At 40.4% G+C, this 16353-nt stretch carries 14 protein-coding genes; 6 read left to right on the forward strand and 8 right to left on the reverse strand.

Going from position 1 to position 16353, the window contains the following annotated elements:
- Positions 1–7: 7 nt before the first annotated feature.
- Positions 8–739, reverse strand: a complete 732-nt coding sequence (locus HWQ42_RS25685) for an SDR family oxidoreductase (protein ID WP_292817049.1) — start codon at positions 737–739, stop codon at positions 8–10.
- A 208-nt stretch (positions 740–947) separates the two neighbouring features.
- Here HWQ42_RS25685 and HWQ42_RS25690 point away from each other — a divergent pair, with 208 nt between their 5' ends.
- Positions 948–1862 (forward strand): AraC family transcriptional regulator, encoded by a 915-nt coding sequence (locus HWQ42_RS25690; protein WP_292817050.1) that lies wholly within the window; start codon positions 948–950, stop codon positions 1860–1862.
- Positions 1863–1935: 73 nt separating this feature from the next.
- On the opposite strand, the gene HWQ42_RS25695 is transcribed toward HWQ42_RS25690, so the two are convergent.
- A complete protein-coding gene (locus tag HWQ42_RS25695; RefSeq protein WP_292817051.1) occupies positions 1936–2622 on the reverse strand; it encodes an HAD-IA family hydrolase in 687 nt (228 codons plus the stop codon).
- A gap of 236 nt (positions 2623–2858) precedes the next feature.
- On the opposite strand from HWQ42_RS25695, the gene HWQ42_RS25700 reads away from it, so the two are divergent.
- Positions 2859–3632 (forward strand): glucosamine-6-phosphate deaminase, encoded by a 774-nt coding sequence (locus HWQ42_RS25700; RefSeq protein WP_292817052.1) that lies wholly within the window; start codon positions 2859–2861, stop codon positions 3630–3632.
- A 316-nt stretch (positions 3633–3948) separates the two neighbouring features.
- On the opposite strand, the gene HWQ42_RS25705 is transcribed toward HWQ42_RS25700, so the two are convergent.
- Complete coding sequence (locus tag HWQ42_RS25705) at positions 3949–4440, reverse strand: orange carotenoid protein N-terminal domain-containing protein (protein ID WP_292817053.1); 492 nt, start codon at positions 4438–4440, stop codon at positions 3949–3951.
- A 594-nt stretch (positions 4441–5034) separates the two neighbouring features.
- Here HWQ42_RS25705 and HWQ42_RS25710 point away from each other — a divergent pair.
- Positions 5035–5412: a hypothetical protein gene (locus HWQ42_RS25710; RefSeq protein WP_292817054.1), complete on the forward strand. Its 378-nt coding sequence runs from the start codon at positions 5035–5037 to the stop codon at positions 5410–5412.
- A 234-nt stretch (positions 5413–5646) separates the two neighbouring features.
- On the opposite strand, the gene HWQ42_RS25715 is transcribed toward HWQ42_RS25710, so the two are convergent.
- Both HWQ42_RS25715 and HWQ42_RS25720 read right to left on the reverse strand, forming a co-directional pair.
- Positions 5647–7095 (reverse strand): AAA-like domain-containing protein, encoded by a 1449-nt coding sequence (locus HWQ42_RS25715; protein WP_292817055.1) that lies wholly within the window; start codon positions 7093–7095, stop codon positions 5647–5649.
- Positions 7096–7833: 738 nt separating this feature from the next.
- Complete coding sequence (locus HWQ42_RS25720) at positions 7834–8217, reverse strand: hypothetical protein (RefSeq protein WP_292737664.1); 384 nt, start codon at positions 8215–8217, stop codon at positions 7834–7836.
- A 1017-nt stretch (positions 8218–9234) separates the two neighbouring features.
- Between HWQ42_RS25720 and HWQ42_RS25725 the strand changes: the two genes are divergently transcribed.
- Positions 9235–12036: a zinc-dependent metalloprotease gene (locus tag HWQ42_RS25725; RefSeq protein WP_292817056.1), complete on the forward strand. Its 2802-nt coding sequence runs from the start codon at positions 9235–9237 to the stop codon at positions 12034–12036.
- A gap of 10 nt (positions 12037–12046) precedes the next feature.
- Here the strand turns inward: HWQ42_RS25725 and HWQ42_RS25730 are convergent, their stop codons facing one another.
- The 3 genes from HWQ42_RS25730 to HWQ42_RS25740 all read right to left on the reverse strand — a co-directional run bounded on the left by HWQ42_RS25730 (position 12047) and on the right by HWQ42_RS25740 (position 14455).
- Complete coding sequence (locus tag HWQ42_RS25730) at positions 12047–12967, reverse strand: alpha/beta hydrolase (RefSeq protein WP_292817057.1); 921 nt, start codon at positions 12965–12967, stop codon at positions 12047–12049.
- Positions 12968–13125: 158 nt separating this feature from the next.
- Positions 13126–13635 carry a HugZ family protein gene (locus HWQ42_RS25735; protein ID WP_292737658.1) on the reverse strand — a complete coding sequence of 170 codons (510 nt, stop codon included), beginning with the start codon at positions 13633–13635 and terminating at the stop codon, positions 13126–13128.
- Positions 13636–13798: 163 nt separating this feature from the next.
- Positions 13799–14455 carry a DUF3386 domain-containing protein gene (locus HWQ42_RS25740; protein ID WP_292817058.1) on the reverse strand — a complete coding sequence of 219 codons (657 nt, stop codon included), beginning with the start codon at positions 14453–14455 and terminating at the stop codon, positions 13799–13801.
- A 100-nt stretch (positions 14456–14555) separates the two neighbouring features.
- Here HWQ42_RS25740 and HWQ42_RS25745 point away from each other — a divergent pair, with 100 nt between their 5' ends.
- Both HWQ42_RS25745 and HWQ42_RS25750 read left to right on the forward strand, forming a co-directional pair.
- Positions 14556–15227, forward strand: a complete 672-nt coding sequence (locus HWQ42_RS25745) for a LuxR C-terminal-related transcriptional regulator (protein WP_292817059.1) — start codon at positions 14556–14558, stop codon at positions 15225–15227.
- Between the two features lie 432 nt (positions 15228–15659).
- Positions 15660–16337, forward strand: coding sequence for a hypothetical protein (locus HWQ42_RS25750; protein ID WP_292817060.1), 678 nt, complete (start codon positions 15660–15662; stop codon positions 16335–16337).
- Positions 16338–16353 lie beyond the last annotated feature (16 nt).

The following is a 16353-nucleotide window of genomic DNA, read 5'->3' on the forward strand; positions in this document are numbered from 1 at the left end:
TGCGTAACTATACGCTGGCTGTGGGGCGCACGATAATCTCATTCACATCAACGTCATCCGGTTGTTCGATTGCAAAGGCGATCGCTCTGGCGATCGCTTCAGCCGGAAGCGCAATCTTGCGGAATTCCTGCATACCTTTGCCAGCTTCGGCGTCAGTAATGCTATCGGCCAGTTCTGACTCCGTTACGCCCGGCGAAATAACTGTAACGCGAATGTCAGTATTTTCCTGACGCAGCCCCTCTGAAATTGCCAACACCGCGAACTTAGTTGCTGAGTAAACGGCGCAGGTTGGCCAAACCGCATGTCCGCCGATGGAGGATAGGTTGACGAACTGGCCAAATCCCTGGCGTTTCATCAGCGGTAGCCCAGCGGCAATGCCATTGAGTACGCCACGGATGTTCACGTCAATCATCCAGTCCCATTCATCAACCTTCAGTGCTTCTAGTTTCGAGAGGGGCATAACGCCTGCATTGTTGACGATGACATCAATGCGGCCAAATTTGCTCTGAGCAAATTCTACAAAGGCTTGGAAGTCGGCGCGATTAGTAACATCAAGGGTCTGATACTCCGCCGAGCCTCCCTCAGAGCGGATTGTAGCCACGAGGGTTTCTAGGCGCTCCGTGCGTCGTGCGCCCAGGATGACGTGAATGCCCTTACGAGCGAGTAGACGTGCTGTCGCCTCACCGATACCGCTACTTGCACCTGTAATTAGTACGACTTTCTGTTGGTTGGTAGTCATAAAACCGGATCTCCAAGTTGTTGTATTCTCTAGCACACTCTTAATCTAAGAGAGTCAAAGCCTGATGCGGTAATCTGAACCTGCGAAATTCTTGCCTAATCCTGCATTTTTTTTCATTGTTTATCGTAAAAAGATAAGCTGACTGAAGCGGCTAAATAAATTGCGGCTGCCCTGAATGTTAGTTTCATAAAGGATTTCAAACGACATTATGGTACAGACTGTTAGAAAGCAGCAGTCTGAGCTAGCCGCTCTGATTGCACAGAACAGTAATGGAGATGGTGTCCATCCCACAGCGATCGAGCGGTTATTCCTGATCCGCTCTTTACAACCTACTGCGCCTCTCCATGCCCTGCATGAGCCTGCCCTGTGCATCGTCGCTCAGGGAAAGAAACAGGTAATGTTGGCCAACAATCTGTATGTTTATGGTCAAGACCAATATTTGGTGGTATCCATCGATCTGCCTGTTGTCGGTCAAGTGATTGAAGCAACGCCAAGTGTTCCATATCTGTGTCTTCGGCTCGATTTAGATATGGGAGAACTCAGCACACTGATGATGGAGGCAAAACTAGAGGCTCCAGCGAACGAACCACCGGAACCGGGCTTGTCTATCAATCCTGTTAGCCCGCAACTGCTTGATGCTGCAATCCGACTTGTACGATTGTTGGAAACGCCTCAAGATATTGCCATCCTCGCACCTTTGATTGTTCGAGAAATTCTCTACCGTTTGTTATCTGGCGAACACAGTGCTAGATTGCGACAGATTGCTTTAGTCGATAAACAACTCCAAGCAATTAGCAGAGCGATCAACTGGCTTAAATGGAACTACGAAAAACCATTTCGGATTGATACGATCGCTCGTGAAGCGCGCATGAGTCCCTCGTCGCTTCATCATCACTTCAAGTCAGTCACCACCATGAGTCCTTTGCAATATCAAAAACAACTTAGGCTTCAACAAGCCCGTCGCCTGATGCTGGGGCAAGGTATGGATGCGGCAACAGCTAGTCATTATGTGGGTTATGAAAGCCCCTCACAGTTCAGCCGTGAATACAGTCGCTTGTTCGGCGCACCACCGTTGCGTGATATGGCTCGGTTAAAAAGTGGAGTTTTTGGGGATGGGGGATGAGGGGCAGGGGAGAAATCAATTCAAAATTCAAAATTAAAGAATTTCTGCCTTCTGCCTCCTCTTCCCCATGTCCTCAAAAATTAGAAGCGATCGCACTTAAATCTGGCTCAATGAGTGAGTTTAGCAATGTCCACAACTGCAAATCAGTAAAGTCTGGAATTGCCATAAATGCACCGACTGACTGCAAAACTTGCGGATCGTGGGTGGAAGCGATGCCAATGGTGCGAATATCTGCGCCCACTGCTGAACGAATACCGGAGGGAGAGTCTTCTAAAGCGATCGCTTCTTCTGCTGTAATCCCCAATTTATTCAGGGCAACTTGGTAAGGCGTAGGATCGGGTTTACCTGCAATACAATCATCCGCTAAAACAATTGTATGGAAAGCTTCTTTTATCCCCAAAACTTCTAGCATAAATTCTGCATTTAATCTAGGGGCATTAGTAACTAATGCACGTTTTAACTGATGTGCATCTGTCCATTCTAGTAGTTCAGAAAATCCACTTAGCGGTTTGAGATGTGGGGCGAGTTTGCGGAACAACGCCTCTTTTTCGTCTGCAAATTGTTGCCCTTCTGCTGCTGATAATTGTGGCAGAATATCTTTAACAATTTCTGGATTTAGCCTTCCACTAATTCGGGATTTATAAAATGTTTCGTCTATTTCTATGCTGTAATTTAACAGCATTTCCCGCCAAGCTCGGTAGTGTATAGGGTCAGTGTTGACAATAGTGCCGTCTAGGTCAAAGAGAATTGCAGCCAGCATGATTTTTGGGTAGAATGTAAATAATTGTTAACTTAATTTAAATAGTTTACATTGTTTTTTGTCTTTAGTGATTGTTCCTGCGTTAATACGGGGATTGGGGACTCGAAAAAAAAATTTCAAGAGTCAGAAATTAATCTGTTAAATCCTAAAATCTATACTGGATAGGGCATATAAAGGCAGACAGGTAAAACCTCTGGGCAAACTGCCGTATAATTGATAACCTTCTTCGTAAGCAAATGGTAGCCGCTACAAACTTTTTTCGCGTTGATGATTTATTAGTGCAGATTTACAACTCTGAAGTCGAAATGGCTGAGGATGTTGCCGAAATCGTGCAAAAATATTTACAACAAGTTCTTAATCTTCAGGATACAGCTGCTGTATTGTTAGCTACAGGTAACTCCCAACTCAAATTTCTTGATGCTTTGATTGCATTGGGTGGTGTAGATTGGTCACGGATTATTCTGTTCCATTTAGATGAATATTTGGGAATTACTGCTGATCATTCTGCCAGTTTTCGGCGTTATATGCGAGAACGTGTAGAAAAACGGGTTAATCCTAAGAAATTTCACTATATAGAAGGTGATACATTACAACCAGTAGCAGAGTGCGATCGCTACACTAAATTATTGCAAGCACAACCGATTGACTTATGCTGTCTTGGTGTTGGCGAAAATGGGCATTTAGCTTTTAACGATCCAGCTGTAGCAAATTTTCAAGATCCTTACAGGGTGAAACTGGTAAAACTAGATAATGTGAACCGTCAGCAACAAGTAAGTACAGGTCACTTTCCGAATTTAGAAAATGTCCCACAGTATGCTTTTACTGTCACCATTCCAGCAATTTGTTCGGCTAAAAAAATTATCTGTCTTGCTCCAGAAAAACGTAAAGCGAATGTGGTAAAACAGATGCTGCAAGCTTCTATCAGTACAGACTGTGCGGCTTCTATTCTCCGTCAACAACCCCAAGCGACGTTGTTTTTAGATGTTAATTCTGCTAGCAGACTAGAATAAAGTTAAACTTATTAACACCTCAATCTTCCAAGCTAATTATTGCAGCGATCGCTGTAATTGCATTAGGTAGTTTCAGTATACAATAAGGTTATAAATATCAAGCGAGCGTCTATATACAAACACGCTTTGCTTAAGTGAACTGTATTGGTTTATACAAAACATAAGCATCTCGAAATAATTAACTAAAAAATTCCTAAATACGCCAGTCATCAAAATATAGCTTTATATTAAGAGACTGGCGAATCTAGCAAGCTTTAAAAGAAGGGTAGAAATAACTTAATAGATACCCTCAAGCATCCTAAAAAATTCCAAAGTGCTAAATTTCAGCACCTGATTTTGCTTCAGCACCCATTGGCGAAACATAATCGCGGAAAAGAGTAATCTGTTGTTCAAACTCTAATCCTTGAATTTTGCCAAACAACGCTTTAGCTTCGGAAGGAAGTTGATAATCATCAGGTACAGGAATGATAGTACCATTATCCATCCCTTGAGATAATCGATACCAAAACAGGAGTTTTGTCGTATCACCCAAAGAGCCATACTCACGAGAAATTTGGGTATCCGCTTTATTAATCAAATCACGCTGAACTTGTAATTGTTGTTCGTGAGATAATTCCTTAACTTGATTAAATAAACCTTCAGCTATTTCTGGAGAAACAGTACTGGCTCCAGGAGCGGCTGGAGTAATTGAACCCCCCATTTCTTTATAGATAAACCAAAACAAAGCAAGTTGTTGATCTACATTTAAATTTTGCCAAGCTTGAACGTGTTCCCGAATAGTTGGATCGTTAGTTTGTGTGTATGTCATGATTAAGTCCAATTGCAATTACTTATTTAATCTTCATCAATGTTACCAAATGTACATTTGGAGTTTTACCCTACTGAAGACAGATGTATTAAAATCATAAAGAGGATCGTTCAAAGGCAAAATAATGCTTGACAAGTGCCAAATGAAATAGTTAGCAATTAGAAGTCTATTGCCAAATTGAATGATTGTTAAAAGGTATTTCCCTAGATAGATGTTAGCTTGATTGTAATAGTGGATAAAAAAGCACTACTTGTTAATCTTTGAAAGGGCTAAATGCTAGGGCTTAGGTATTGACATAAATAACCAACTGCAAATTAAATCTCGTTACAAGGCTCTGCATTGTAATGCTTTTGTGGGTGGACTACTGCCTCAAGTCAAACGTTAATCTCTATTTTTGTAGATTGCGATCGCTTTTCAGAATTCAGTTTTTAATTATCTTCTTAACTGTCTTAACTGTCATTGCATTTTTTGGAAGATAGCGAGAAAATACAAACGTGACATTCATAAGCACAGAAAGAACTTACCGTTAAAATATTTATTTGCTAAAAATGCAATTATTTAAATCAATTCTATTCTTTTGGAGGAGAAAAAATAATGAATTCATTCAACCAAAGGCAAACTCATATAATAACACAAGGTAAAGGGATTTATCTGTCTGGCAATCCCATTAAAACTGAAAATTTTTCTATTCAAAAGACCCTACGGAATGGTGGAAAAATCCGTTTCAAAATTCGTTATTCTGCTGAACTACAGGGCTTTTGTCTGCTAGAAATTTTCCTAATGAGAGCGAAAAATAGAACACTAACTGCTGGTATGACTATCCCTAATAGTGGCTCAACAGCTAGTTTTCAAGAACAAGAGCAAGAATTTAGTATTTGGGAATCAGAAGATTATTACTTCTTTTTCAAAATGTCTTCCAATAATGGAAGATTTTATATCGAGGATTATCAACTTTATTGGTCAAACAATTAATTATTTTTCGTTGAAAATAACAAAATCATCAGCCCTAAACTCCAGCAAAATAAAATCGTAATTCGTCAGGATTCAGGAGTAAGATCATAATTTGCTTGATTACTTAATTAAGTCTGAAGAACCCTAAAAAGACAAAACGTAGATTTTATATTCTACTTGTTTCTAGCCAAATAAGGGATTAAGGGGAGCGATTACGATGAACGTCAGAGAAAGCATCTGTAATAGTATTATTTCTCAAGCACGTTTTTTCAATGATTTATATTCAAATTCAGCAACACCTAGTTGTTTTTTAAAGTAAGCACGGTAGAGTTCACAACGCGGTAGGATACGATCGCCTTTATAAGCGATCAAACCCAAGCTTTCGAGCTTATGAGTGTCAATGGGATTGAGAGAAATGCTTTGCTTTGCGGCTACAACTTCAACATACGCCTTTACTAAACTAGGATTTTCTTGTAAAATTGCCCAGTGTCGCCATAGATGATAGCGATAGATACCGCCGTTAGCGATCGCATCTTCTATCAGTTCTTCTAAGGTCAGTCCTTGACAGCATAGATAATATAGAGCAATCCGAATCAGTGCTGGATGTCCCCCCACCAGAGACATCAGTTGGTTAACTTCGTTATCAGGAGTCCAATCTAAACCATGTCGTTGGGCTAAGTATTTTACTTGGTGGTCAGTAAATTCTGGCAGACGGATCGGTAGGCCAATATTAAATGGAGAACGGTTGATATCCAGCGAGACATATACTTCTGTGGAGTAAACTACCACTAGCCTGAGTTTCTGCAAGGTGGTATCTTGTCGTGCTTCTTCATACCAAGAGCGCAACAAACCAAAGAACTCTGGAGCAATTTCTGGATATTCAAAAAAGCGGTCAACCTCATTTAACACTAAAACTACTGGACTTTTGCACTGCTTGAGCAAATAAGATTGCAAATATAAACTGCAACTCAACTTACAACCTATTTCCTCATCCCAGTTGTCATCTAGCTTTGGGTCAATGCCTAATTCTGTTGCAATTTGCCAACAAAGAGAACGCAAAAGTTTATTTAAGTCTGTCAGACAGCTTGAATCGATTTGGTTGCAATTCACATTCACCGAGCGATAACTTTGCATTTTGGCAAAGGCTAACAGCCGCACCACAAGAGAACTTTTTCCCATTTCTCTTGTTGCTCGAATCCGAATCACACAGCCTGGTTGAATTACTTCTCGATAAACTAGTTCCTCGATTGGGGGACGATCGACATAGAAGGGGGAATCTACAGGTACGGGACCATCTGGGTATGACCAAAGATTTTCGAGTTGGTTATGGTGTTGAGTCGCAAGATAATCTAAAGATAAAGACGGAAATAATTTTCTTTCTCCTGTGTCTAAACTTACTGAGAGAGCTTGAGAGCCTTCCGTATAATTAGGCTCACTCAGGATTCCATAGTCTTCCCTGCATAATTCTAGGTTAAAGGCGCTAAAGCACAATTTTAAGGTTTTTTGATCGACGCCTGTATTCAACGACCATAATCGGTTCAGAGTTTTGGTAGATACCTTCATGCGATCGCCTAAATCTTCTAGAGTGAAGCGTTCTCCATTGTTTTCTACCTTTTCTATGGCCAGAATCGCCCCTTCTAAACGCTTTAGCCCAGCGATCGTTAGGACAAGTCCCCGCCTTCGCGTCCTTTTAGATTGCTTCATATCACTAATTATTAATCTATTTTTCTGATTTACTGTCTTAGCTATTTCCTCATTGTTTCACGTTTTCAAACAGTTATTCAACTGTTACTTACCTGCTCTAAAAATATTATAAATTTAGTATAAAAATATACGCGTATTGTTTAGGGTAGTTAGATAAGTGGGTATAAACAAACATAACTGTATTGATTGTTATTTTTTATCCCCTACAGAAAGACGCTGACGCTTCTGCATCAAGTATCTTTGACTACTTGTAAATATCAAATGACAAGCCTTAATAGTTGACTTTATTTCTACCAATTTACTCAGTATTACTGAAAAATATTTTTTATCTGGTATCAATCTGAATTTTGCAGTGCAGACTCATGCAACAAGGTGTAGGCGAAGGATGCTAGCGTCTGTCGTAGAATGCCCGCAGGAATGTAGGGAGAATACCGCACTGGCTTCACTTCAATACCAAAGCGTAGTTTTGGGTTTTTTCAAGCTTAATAGCGAGCAAACAGACGCAAGATTGTAGCACGCAGTAGGGGCATACAGCTAGCTGTACGCCCCTACTAAAAACCTATATTTAATGCGATTCACGAAACGCTACAATCTATTATCAGCAAGGGTGAGGACGTTACCCAAATATTAGAAGAGTTGATTGGTTAAACACCAGCCTTGCTAATATTACTCATTTATTGGCGAAAAGTTATTACTACTTACTGCCAGGTAAAGATTGTAACGCATTGAGCATCGAACTTAGTTAAGGATCTTTTTGCCTGTTTGTGCTGCACTATCCCCTACATCACTAGCAGTTTTCTGAGCACCTTTTACGTAGCCAGATCCAAATTGTTTAAAGGCTTCTGCTGACTCTCCTCCAATCTTTTTAAGTCGTTCGCCAGGAGAACCTTCTGTTTCACGAGCTTCTTTATTCCACTCCCCGATTGTTCTCGGTCTTTGAGAATCATCTTGCTGTATCTGTTCGCGAACTCTTTCCTTTAAGCCTGTGTTATTTTGCCCAGGAGCAACATTGGTCGTCAGCACTAGAAAACCAACTATGACAACAGCCAAAAAACCTTTTATTTGAAGTCCTTTAAGCAGGGAGCTGATGTGACTAATAGTTCTAGAAATCAAATTTATCATGCCAATTAGTTTGTTTTTTGGAGTACAAATAACAGATTAACTATAAAAAAATAATTATCCTTCTAACAAAAGGCATATCTCAGTTATGAAAAATTTTGGATGAGACTATACCAATCATCCACAAGCAAATCAACTAAATCAAACCGTTCCTAGAAGTGAAAAAGAATGTACAGTCCTAGCATTGCTACGTTTCTATAAGGGTTCTGGATAACGCATATTTAATTTCACCAGATGTGGATTAACTGCAATATTTATTCACCCACGATATTATTCATATATTGCTTGATTTTGACATCACCTAAGCGGTAGAAATTGGTGTACTCGCTTTTGCTTCTACACAAAACTACAGTAAATTACTCAAAATTGGTTTGTGGTTGGCTAAATTGCTCCATCTTATCCTGGCTAACAAATCAAAAAGACCGAGAATTAGGTAAAAAAGCTGATTTTGTCTTGAAATAACGCTTTAAAGACAATTGAGAATAATTTACGATGTGAGAAAACGGTTTAGATTCGGATAAATTTCCAAAATTCATCCGAAAAAGAATTGAAATGCTCAATAACAGCTTTTTTAAAAGTCTTACTCTTTATTTATAAATCATGCTTGAGATTCCTTGGACTGCCAAATGTAGCACTAAATACATTTTTAATGCTACATTTGGCTTTTAATACAGATAGAATTAAAAAAAACATGTATCTTTGGTTATAAAAATTATCAACCTTAAAAGATAGATGCTTAATGGATAATTCCTAAATAGTTACTAATAACAATCAATAGTCACACGACTTTTAGGCTAGTACACTGTGGCGGAAGTTTCCCTACCTTTAATAAGTTGCTTGAACAATTTGTCTAGTTAATTGAGATGGTAGCTGAATTTATGCTGTGCCGTACTAGAGGCCTTGTTTATCTGACTGAGTGAATTTATACCCTAATCCCTAGATATTTGAAGGGTTTACAGACGAAAAACTACTCGATATTTTTCCTTAACACGAGAACTGCTTCAGGTGGAAAGCCAAAGGATGAAATACTGGATAACGAAATTAGCAGTCTGTATAGTATTACTGTATAGCTTGTTGCTATCAAATGATTATGCAGGAGCAACCCAACTTTCAAATACTTCTAATATTGATGTACAGCAATTAAATACACTCCCAGTAGTTAAAAACGTAGCAAGTGCTGACAATAATCTTGCTGAGATTAAAAAGGAAGATTTTTGCCGTTTTAATGGGATTGTTAATCGGGTAGATAAACTAGAGGGACTCTTCACACTTTATTGCAGCGAAGATTCGGGAAAAGTTTTCTTAGAACTTAAACCAGAGCAGCTAAATAAAGATTACCTAGCTATAGTGACATTGGAATCAGGCGTTGGGGAAAGTGGAATTTATAGTGGATTACCTCTCTCTGATTTTATCTTTTACTTCCGACGAGTAAATAATAGATTGCATTTTATTGTGCGTAATGTAAAATTTCGTACAGACAGTATACCAGAACAGCGATCGCTTGCTCGCTCATTTAGCGATTCAGTTCTTTATTCACTCGAAATAGCCACTATCGATCCAAATAATAAAAATATTCTGATAAGCATGAATGAACTGCTAATGCAGGATTTTCCTGGATTAACTCCTCTATTAAAATACTCTTTACAGGCTGATTACCGCTTAGATGCACGCAAGTCATATTTTGGTGATGTTAACAGCTTCCCAGAAAATATAGAAATTGATTCTATTTACGGTTTTTCATCAATAGAAGGATCGAATTTAATCGCTGTACCCGATAGTAGGGCACTTACTCTGAAGGTACACTACAGTTTTTCTCAGATGAGAGAAAACAATGGTTATATTCCCAGACTTGCCGATGGTAGAGTTGGATATTTTACTACTGCTTTCCAAGATTTCTCTAACAATAATGCTCACGAATCATTTGTAAGTTACATTAATCGCTGGCATCTAGAACCATCCGATCTTAACGCCCCCTTATCTCCACCCAAAAAACCAATTGTGTATTGGATTGAAAATGCTGTGCCACTAGAATATCGCGATGCGATTCGTGAAGGCGTTTTGATGTGGAATAAAGCATTTGAAAAAGCTGGATTTCAAAATGCCATTCAAGTGCAGCAAATGCCAGATGATGCTAATTGGAAACCAGCAGATGTACATTACAACACTATTCGCTGGTTCAATTCTTTAGATGCAGGTTTTGCCAAAGGGCCAATGCGCGTCAACCCATTTACCGGGGAAATATTGGATGCAGATATCATTGTGGATGCCAATATGGTGCGCTTAGTTCAGCAAGAATATCACGCACTGATGGAGTCAAATTCATCACCGAATACAAATTCATGTCAAGAAAATACGAAAGGACGTGAAGACGCTGGGAAATTTCTGGATAAATTTGCGTCCTCTTCCTCTGCTCACTTTTTTTCCTCAGAGTCCTGCTATGGTATGGAATCTTCAAATCAAGCAGCTATGGGAGCGCTAGCGTTGTCAATGTTGCCAAACACTACATCTAGTAGTGAAACGATGAAGGAGTATGTGCATCAATATTTGCGTTCTCTCATCGCTCACGAAATCGGGCACACTCTGGGTTTGCGCCACAATTTTTATGGCAGCACTATGTTAGCGCCAGAAGAATTAAATAATACTGAAATCACTCACACCAAAGGTTTAGTGGGTTCGGTGATGGACTATGTACCTGTGAACATAGCACCACAGGGAGTACAGCAAGGTGACTATTTTCCAGGAGTTGTTGGGCCTTATGACGAATGGGCAATTGAGTATGGTTATAAAAGATTTCCATCAACAGCGCTTGAGGTAACTATTCCAGAATCAGAAAAAAGTTTTTTAGACCAGATTGCACTAGCGTCGCCTCAGCCAGAATTATCTTATGCAACCGATGAAGATATCTGGGACATTAATCCTTTGGCAAATGTCTGGGATATGAGTAGTGATGTGCTACTTTATTCACAGTGGCAAATGGATAATGCTCGTTTTATGTGGCAGCATCTTGATAACGGTTATCTATCGAAAGGAGAAAGCTATAGTAACCTGCGTCTTCAGTTTAATAGAGTACTTAAATATTATTTTCGGAACGCTACTTTGCTTTCTAAATACATCGGTGGACAATCGTTTCGGCGTCTCCATGCCAGTGACGATGCTTGGTCATTTGTCCCAGTTTCACTTTTAAAACAACGCGAAGCGTTGACAAAGTTGCAAGAGTATGTGTTTGCAGAAAATGCTTTCAGCTTTTCACCACAATTGCTCAATCAACTAGCACCCTCGCGTTGGGGACACTGGGGTAGTTCTGCACCTAATAACCGCCTTGATTATCCAATTCACGATCGCATTTTGAGTTTTCAAAGTACGATATTGCAATCGCTATTAGACAGCGATCGCCTGAATCGGTTACAAGATATAGAATTAAAAACTCTGCCTGGAGAAGCGCTTTCCATACCAGAACTGTTCGACACCCTGCAAACAGGCATCTGGACAGAAGTTTTCGCCCCCGGAGAACCAAAGCCAATTTCGAGCATCCGCCGTTCATTGCAACGGGAACATCTGAATATTTTGTTACAGATGATGTTGGGTACTACTAATACACCTGAAGATGGCCGGACATTGGCTTGGTATGAATTGCGCCAACTGCAAAAAGCCATTGATGCCAAACTCAAACAACTTGATGAACAGGGCATTGGCGGGTTTCCTTCCCTTGAAACCACCACGAACCCTGAGAGAGAAAGCCTTGATATTTACACCTTAGCTCACTTAGAAGCTTCTGGCGATCGCATTACTAAAGCATTAAACGCACAGCTACTTTCTAAATAGTCATTAGTCATTAGTTATTCTCCCCTGCTCCCCTACTCCTTACTTTTCCAAGATACCGCTGTAATAGACCAATGAAAACTTCTGGTATTTCCAAATGAGGTAATATTCCAGCATCTGCGATCGCATAAAAATCTCGAATTGCTCTTGGATTTAAATTTGCCAAGCGTTGTCCTAATTTTATGTTGGTAAATTGTGCCTTTTCTCCCCAAAAAATAACGGTGGGAATTGTCAGTTGTTGAATATATAAACTCAAGTCAAAGTAAAGATCGCCCCGCAAAAATGCTAAAGCAGCAAACTTGGCATTAGCTTGTTGTGCCGAGGTTAAATAAGCCTCCACCATCTCTTGAGATACTCGTTGTGACTTAGCAAACAGAAAACTTTGTAAGAAATTTCGGACTGCAATTTCATTTTCAGCACCAAGCATATAAATAAAATTGTCCAACAGAGGCGCATTGATTACCGAAAGCGGAAGTCTGCGTCCAGCACCCTGCCCAAAATCATCAAATCCAGAAGGGGAAACCAAAAACAGTGCTTTGAATAAATTGGGTTGAACAATAGCTAGGCGAATAGCAAAAGCGGCTGTGAGAGATGAGGCTACCACTGTCACCGGCTGGCGACAAGTTTGGATGATAAACTCTGCGATCGTGCTGAGATAATCCCTAATTTTATAATCCCGCACTGGATGGGCCGATTCTCCCCAGCCGATTAAATCGGGGGCTAAAATGCGGTAATTAGAGGCAAAAGCCGGATAAACTTTAGACCATTCATAAGCAGACGCTCCCCCACCAAAGTTATGGAGAAATAGTAGTGGGGGTAAATCTTCAGTGTCAGCAATCGTCCAAGGTGCATTCGTTTGGGTATAGTAAACCATTGCTCCCAAGGATGTATGGATAACTTTATGTCCAAAGCCAGGAGGTTGAAACTGAAGCATAAAATTAAAAAGTTTAGCTTATTTTAATTTGCATACAGTCAAACTAATTCAGGATTCAAAATACATCAGTCTGAATAGCTAAAGAATCAGGAGAAGATTTGATGCTCCCATAGATAGCAGAATTCAGAATTCAGAATGGGCTACGCCCCATTCATAATTTACCCTTGCTTTTTCTCGGCATCTCCTGTGATTTGAACAAGTTTATGGAGGTTATCACCACTAATATGATATGCTCCCCCAAAACCAACTACAAAACGACCTTCACTTGGGGTTAGCCGAAAAATCCGAAAGTCAGACAAGCCTCGCAAAACCTCGATAATTTCACCAAACCGTCTTTGAAATTGCTCAACAATTTGATTCCACTTATCAGTTTCACGCTCTATCAAAGTTGCCGTACAATCAAAACTCAAACGACGACGGGCAAAAATTAGATTACTTTTAGCCTCATCCTCGATAAACAAGACACTAACATGAGGATTGGCATAAATATTTTTGGTATGAATCGAAAGACCACTAACGTAAATGTAGATATTCTTGGAATCATCCATTACGAAGGGAGCATAACTAGCATTGGGTATTGCCTGTGCGCTCACGGTGCTAATAATTACACTTTCCAATGCTTCAGGGAATTTTTCGTACTCAGCTTGAATGTTTTCAAGTTGACTCATAAGTAGATTACCACGCTTATTAGGAACACCTAATTAAGTATCTTAACGTGATTGAGCGATGTCTACGAGGAGCTACAGTTACGTATAGAATGCCCAAAAAATAAAAGCGATCGCTCCCTTTAACTCAAGAGCGATCGCTAATTTTTGGATTACAGAATCCAGCTTAAGCAGCAACAGGTTCCAACAATTTAATGTCAGAGAAGATAAATTCCTGAGTAGAAAATTGTCCTGCTGTTTCGGTGCGAATCTCCCGACGATTTAGGATGAAATAGTCACCAACTTTTTCATACTCATCAATAAATTCGCTTCTACCACCCTTTTGTTCCCCAGTTTTGGGGTCATGGTACACAGAGTCATAGGTATGGGATAGATAACCTTCCCCAGTGTCGTGACTGCTGAAGGTGTCGATGGTAACAAAAGTACCGTGGATTAGACGGTGAACATGGCAGACTTCATTATTACGGACTTTGTATTTATCGCCCTCAGCCTTACCACCCATTAAAAGCTCAACCGCACCAGTTTCGTCAGTTTTACCATAGCTAAACGTATTAGCGCTGTGGGTGTCTTCAAAGCTGCGGCGGACGCGGTGAATTGCTATCTCCCAGGCTTGACCATGAATTGCTTTCTGGGCTGACTCATCATCTACATCCAAAACTTCGGCTTTGAGATTGGCAGTGATGATAACTTTGCCTGTAAACACTTTATCATCATGCTTATAGGTAATATTTGCGGTATAACCGGGAAAATTCTTGTCCCAAGTATAGCGGTTTTCATAAGCAGCCCGGAAAAGTTCCTGAGCAGAGAGTTGTGTAACTGTCATGTGCTTCTCCTAGTCGCTACTGTAATTAGCGTTTTAGTTTCCTTGGTATTAGCATAGAAGTAATTGTTGAGGCTTGGATAGTCCCCAACTGGGTACACTTATGGCTAATTCTCTACACGCTGTATTTCATGCGATCGCTAATGTCCAGAATGAGCAAGAGTTAAGACTCGCTCTCACGGATAAAATTAGCGAGCATTTTGGCGTGCAAAATTGGGGTATTTATCTCCTTGATGAGCAGCCAACCACTGAGATTAATGTTCCAGGCATTCCGGCAGTATGCTTAGAAAGCAATCCAGTGGGGCGCTATGTGGTTGAGCGTCATGCTCCTGCCCACGAACAGTTATTATTATCACCAGGAGACTGGAAGCATTTTTGTTCGCGTTCCGACCACGAACACGTGATGACTGGGCCAATTGTTTGCGATGGTCGTCTTGTCGGAACCCTTAACTTGGCTCGTGACAAGGGAAATCCTGCCTTTAATGGTAACGATTTAGCTGACTTGAGCGCTTTATGTATTCATTTGTCATCAAAAATGGCAACCCTACGGACAAAACCCAAAATATCCAATTCCCTGCTAGTTAGTCCTTTAACAGCGCGTGAGTTAGAAATTGCCGATTTGGTGGCGCAGGGGTTAACGAATGCGGAAATAGGGGAAAAACTTTGGATTACGCAAAATTCCGTCAAACAAGCTTTGAAAAGGATGTTTCGGAAGTTGAAGGTTTCGGCGCGTGCAGAAATGGTGGCAAAGCTACAAGATATACAAGTTTCTTGAAGGGGCAGGGGGCAGGGTTTTTGGGCTTTCTGCGTAGATTCGGGAATTAGAACTATTAGCCGGACATGATATGAAAACTTTAATTCTGGGTATATAACCTAGTTTTCAAAGAAGAATTGTATTGAGTAGAGTGTAGCGAGATACAATTCTTCTTACTTTAATCTCATGCTTTTAAAGGTGGGTTACTCCTGCCTTCTGCCTCCTGCCCCCTGCCTCTTGCCTCCTACCTTCTGTTATAAAGACTCTAACTGATGGTAATCTAAGATTGTAGAACGAAATCCCATAAAAACTTTTGTTTTTGACAGTTTTCTTTTTTGGACAATAGTAATATAAGTCGTGTAAGTCGTGAATAAAGTCTTTGACAATTAAGACTTGGTTATGATGTAAGTAAGTTCTAGAGAACTTAGTTAGTTTTTTAACAGGAGAAGTAGGGTGCTTAACAACCTTCATCAGTTATTATCTCCCCGAAAGTGGGGAATTCCCCTCGCGGGCTTAGGCTTACTTCTCGGTTTGGGCTTTCTAGCCAAGCAGACTCAAGTAATATCATTTACAGATTCTCGATTATCATCGGCTCGGATTCAGAAAACCTCCGAAAACTCTCTTTTGTCGCAGCTGAGAAAAGTTCGAGATCAAAGAAGTCAACTGAATGCGGCTTCTGGAGACGGAAAAACAGTAACTACAATCACAGCGCTGGTTCCAGGCGATGGGGGAACTACAAAAAGCGCAAGAGTTTTACCAAAAGCAACTTTTCCTGTAAAAGATGGAATTTACCTCTATGGTCAATCCCCAAGACCAAACCAGCTTGGTCAAGGTTATATCATATTTCAAAAGCAGCAGGACAAGGTAAGGGGTGCGTTGTATATGCCCCAATCAGAGTTAAATTGTTTTCAGGGTACAATCAACCCATCGGGAGAATTGGCGATGACGGTTAATACTTCGTCAAATGAAGCCAGTTCTGAACAATCGAATCAGGTAGCTACAAGCAATAGATTGCCCAAGGTTGGTGAGGATGAGTCAAATTCTTATGCTTACTCCCTGGCTCTGCAAGACTTTTATCGGTTAAATTCGATCGCAGCTAGCGATCGCCGCACGTTACAAATGTGCAAGTAGTCTCCAATGGCTTGAT

Origin of the sequence: Nostoc sp. JL23 (genome assembly GCF_017115065.1) — a bacterium.
Classification (GTDB): domain Bacteria; phylum Cyanobacteriota; class Cyanobacteriia; order Cyanobacteriales; family Nostocaceae; genus Nostoc; species Nostoc punctiforme_A.